We start from the raw sequence: 3,915 nt of genomic DNA on the forward strand, positions 1-3,915 counted from the left end.
CACGGGATCGCCCTGGTCACCGAGGACCGAAAGCTCAGCGGCCTCTATCTTAACGACAGCATTCGCCGCAATCTCAGCATGGCGACCATGAGGGACCTCAGCCCTCATTTCGTCGTCAACGCCGCCCGCGAGGCGAAGGCGAGCCGCGAGGCGATCGAACGGTTCCAGATCCGCGTCGGCCGCGACGTCGATCCCGTCGCCAGCCTGTCGGGCGGAAACCAGCAAAAAGTCGTGCTGGGGAAATGGTTTCTGACCAACCCGCGCGTGCTTCTTCTCGACGAGCCGACGCGCGGCGTCGACGTCGGCGCGAAGCGCGAGATCTCGCGCATCGTCGGCGACTTCGCAGCGGCCGGCGGCACGGTTGCGATGATCTCTTCAGAGGTCGACGAACTCCTCGGCATCGCCGACCGCATCATGGTCATGCGCGACGGACGGTCGGTCGAGACCCTCGATCGAACGCAAGCGACCGCCGAGAAACTCGTTCATCTCTCGGTTTAGCGAAGCGAGCAGGAATTCGAACGCCCGTGCTGGACAACCCTTCCATCGCCAAAAGCCAACAGGCCACGGCCTCCGCGACCCTGAAGGGGATCGCGCGGGAGTACGGCATCTATCTCGCCTTCGTCATCCTCGTCGTCGCGCTGTCCTTCGCCAACAAGTATTTCCTCACGCAGAGCAATATCTCGAACGTCCTGCTCCAGACGTCGATCAACGGTGTACTGGCTTTCGGGATGACCTTCGTCATCATTACTGGGGGCATTGATCTTTCGGTCGGATCGGTTCTAGCTCTGGCCGGCATCGTTTCGGCGAGCTTCGCCACGAACTCCCCGCAGGCGACGGTGGCGGGAGGCCCCTATCCGGTCTTCGTCGCCTTGACCGCCGGCGTCCTGGTCGGCGTTGCGAGCGGCGCCATCATCGGACCCATCGTCGCGCGCTTCAACGTTCCCGCGTTTGTTGCGACCCTGGGCATGCTCTCGGCGGCCCGCGGCTTGACGCTCATCTATGCGGGCGGGCGCCCTGTTCCGGCGCTGACGCCCCAGTATCGATGGATCGGCAACGGCAACGTGTTCGGCGTCCCGGCCCCGGTCGTCATCTTCGCCGCCATCTTCCTGGTCTCGTGGTTCGTGCTCGCCCGAACGAGGTTCGGCCGCTACGTGTATGCGGTCGGCGGCAACGCTCGCGCCGCCAAGACTTCGGGCATCAACGTCGTCAGGGTCAGAATCGCCGTCTACGTCATCAGCGGCGGATTCGCGGGCGTCGCCGGCATGCTGCTGGCGGCGCGCACCGGTTCGGCGCTGACGCAGGCCGGCATCGGCTATGAGCTCGACGCCATCGCCGCCGTCGTGATCGGCGGCATCAGTCTTTCCGGCGGTGTGGGGCGCATGACAGGCGCCCTGATCGGCGCGCTCATCATCGGCGTCATGAACAACGGCCTCGATCTGATGGGCATCGAATCTTACTACCAGCAAGTATTGAAAGGCATGCTGATCGTCGGCGCGGTCATGCTCGATCAGAGGCGGAATCTGGGCGGGTAGCCCTGACGGGATCGAGAGGAATTGCCTGGACGGAGGGTGTCGAACGCAGGTTCCGCGAATCGAGTTCCAAGGATGCGGCGCAATCGTGAGTCGCAACGGGGCGCGGGAGACAGGAAGAGGAGACGGAGATGAAACGGATGGGTTTCTTGTTGGCGGCGGCTTCGGCAGTCGCGCTGCTCGCTTCGCCCGCGCTGGCGGACAAGATCAAAATCGGCGCCGCGGTCTACGGGCTCAAGGCCGAGTACATGCAGCTTTGGTCGGCGGCGCTGAAGGACCATCCCGCGGTCAAGAGAGGCGATGTCGACGTGACCGTGTTCGACGGCAACTACACGGCGCTCACGCAGCAGGACCAGATCAACACGATGATCACTCAGAAGTACGACGCGATCATCTTCGTGCCGATCGACGCCGAAGCCGGCGCGACGCCGGTGGAGGCCGCGCATGACGCGAGTATTCCGGTCATCGGCTCCAACACGCGCGTGCATTCGGATCTGCTGACTTCCTACGTCGGATCGGACGACGTGGTCTCCGGCTACCTGGAAGGAAAGTCGGTGCTCGACCGCATGGGCTGCAAGGGCAACGTCGTGGTCATCGAAGGCCCAATTGGCCAGTCGGCGCAGATTTCCCGCCTCGAGGGCAACAAGAAGGCGCTGACCGAGTGCCCGAACGTCAAGGTGATCGAGGATCAGACCGCCAACTGGTCGCGCGCCGAAGCGCAGAAGCTGATGGAGAACTGGCTGACCGCTCATCCTGGGCAGATCAACGGCGTCATCGGTCAGAACGATGAAATGGCGCTCGGCGCGATCGAGGCGATCAGGGAAGCCAAGCTCGACCTGAAGAACTTCCCGACGGCCGGCATCGACGGCATCAGCGACGCGCTGCGCGCAGTGAAGGCGGGGGAAATGACGTCGATCTTGCAGGACGCGCATGCGCAGGCGCAGGGCGCGCTCGACCTGGCGATCTTCTACGCCAAGAAGGGCGACTACAAGCCAGAGTCCGATATCTGGGCGCAATACAAGGACATGCCCTGGAACGGCGGCAAGGACAAGATTTACAACGTTCCGTGGACCCCGGTGACGTCGGCGAACGTCGACGCCCTGCTCGCCCAGCGGTCGAAGTGAGAGGCGCCGAGGTAGCGGCGCGCTAGCCGAAGAAAGGGCGTACGCGCCTTCCCACAAAAGGGCGCGTACGCCGCAGTCCAAGAGTTCCGAAGGAATCAGAGAGATGTCCGACGCTCCTTTATCAATCGATCTTGATTTTTCCCTGAAGGGGAAACGCGCGCTGGTAACCGGGGGCGCATCCGGCATCGGCGCCGCGATCTGTCACGCCTTCGCCGCCAAGGGAGCGCGGGTCGCCGTCGTCGACCTCAACGCCTCCGCAGCCGAGGCCGAAGCGAAAGCGATCGGCGGCGGCGCGGCGGCGTTTGCCTGCGACGTCGCGGAACCCGCCTCCGTGCGAAGGGCGGTCGACGGCGTTCTCTCCGCGTTCGGCGGGATCGACATCCTCGTCAACAGCGCGGGCGTCGCACGCCTCGCGCCGGCGGAAGACCTGTCGCTCGAGGACTGGGACAAGACGATCGACATCAATCTGAAGGGCACGTTTCTCATGTCGCAGGCGGTCGGCAAGGCGATGATCGCCGCGGGCGGCGGCGGAAAGATCGTCAACCTCGCATCGCAGGCCGGCACCGTCGCGATCGATCAGCACGTCGCCTATTGCGCTTCCAAATTCGGAGTCATCGGACTCAGCAAGGTGCTCGCCGCCGAATGGGGCAAACATCGCATCTGCGTCAACACGATCTCGCCCACCGTGGTTCTGACCGAACTCGGGAAGAAAGTCTGGGACAACCCAAATGGCGAGGCGCTGAAGGCGCGCATCCCGTCGGGCCGCTTCGCCCTTCCGGAAGAGATCGCCGCGGCCGCGGTTTTTCTGGCGTCGAACGGCGCCGACATGATCAACGGAGCGGATCTGCTCGTTGACGGAGGTTACACAATCGTTTGAGCGATCGCGCGTCGGATCGAAAAGGAAAAAGGGAGCCAAGGCTCATGCAACGCTTCATCAATAATCCAGACCTCGTCGTCGACGACACTGTGCGCGGCTTCGTCAAGGCGCACAGCGATCTCGTCAAGCTCGCCGACAACCCGAGGGTCGTGGCGTACGCGCAGGCGCCGGTCCAGGGCAAGGTCGGCGTCATCACCGGCGGCGGCTCGGGGCACGAACCGGCGTTCATCGGCTATGTCGGCCGGAATATGCTCGACGCCGTGGCGGTGGGCGAGATCTTCTCCTCGCCGACCGCCAAGAGCTTTCACGACGCGATCAAGATCGCCAATGGCGGCCGCGGGGTCGTCTGCCTCTACGGCAACTACGCCGGCGACAACATGAACGT

5 protein-coding genes are annotated in these 3,915 nt (G+C 64.0%); all 5 read left to right on the plus strand.

Translation table 11 applies throughout. The features are described from left to right. The coding region (locus ACLP25_RS16450; protein WP_442470260.1) for an ATP-binding cassette domain-containing protein at positions 1–498 on the plus strand (498 nt) is incomplete at its 5' end. 29 nt (positions 499–527) lie between these two features. Further along, positions 528–1,532, plus strand: a complete 1,005-nt coding sequence (locus ACLP25_RS16455; RefSeq protein ID WP_442470264.1) for an ABC transporter permease — start codon at positions 528–530, stop codon at positions 1,530–1,532. A gap of 137 nt (positions 1,533–1,669) precedes the next feature. Continuing rightward, positions 1,670–2,653 carry a substrate-binding domain-containing protein gene (locus ACLP25_RS16460; RefSeq protein ID WP_442470261.1) on the plus strand — a complete coding sequence of 328 codons (984 nt, stop codon included), beginning with the start codon at positions 1,670–1,672 and terminating at the stop codon, positions 2,651–2,653. A gap of 103 nt (positions 2,654–2,756) precedes the next feature. After that, complete coding sequence (locus tag ACLP25_RS16465; protein WP_442470262.1) at positions 2,757–3,530, plus strand: SDR family oxidoreductase; 774 nt, start codon at positions 2,757–2,759, stop codon at positions 3,528–3,530. A gap of 44 nt (positions 3,531–3,574) precedes the next feature. After that, the coding region (locus ACLP25_RS16470) for a dihydroxyacetone kinase subunit DhaK (protein WP_442470263.1) at positions 3,575–3,915 on the plus strand (341 nt) is incomplete at its 3' end.

The organism is Roseiarcus sp., assembly GCF_052145395.1.
In the GTDB taxonomy this organism is placed as follows: Bacteria; Pseudomonadota; Alphaproteobacteria; order Rhizobiales; family Beijerinckiaceae; genus Roseiarcus.

Coding starts and splice junctions, on each gene's coding strand:
- ACLP25_RS16465 (WP_442470262.1), top strand. CDS start 2,757: ATGTCCGACGCTCCTTTATCAATCGATCTTGATTTTTCCCTGAAGGGG.
- ACLP25_RS16460 (WP_442470261.1), top strand. CDS start 1,670: ATGGGTTTCTTGTTGGCGGCGGCTTCGGCAGTCGCGCTGCTCGCTTCG.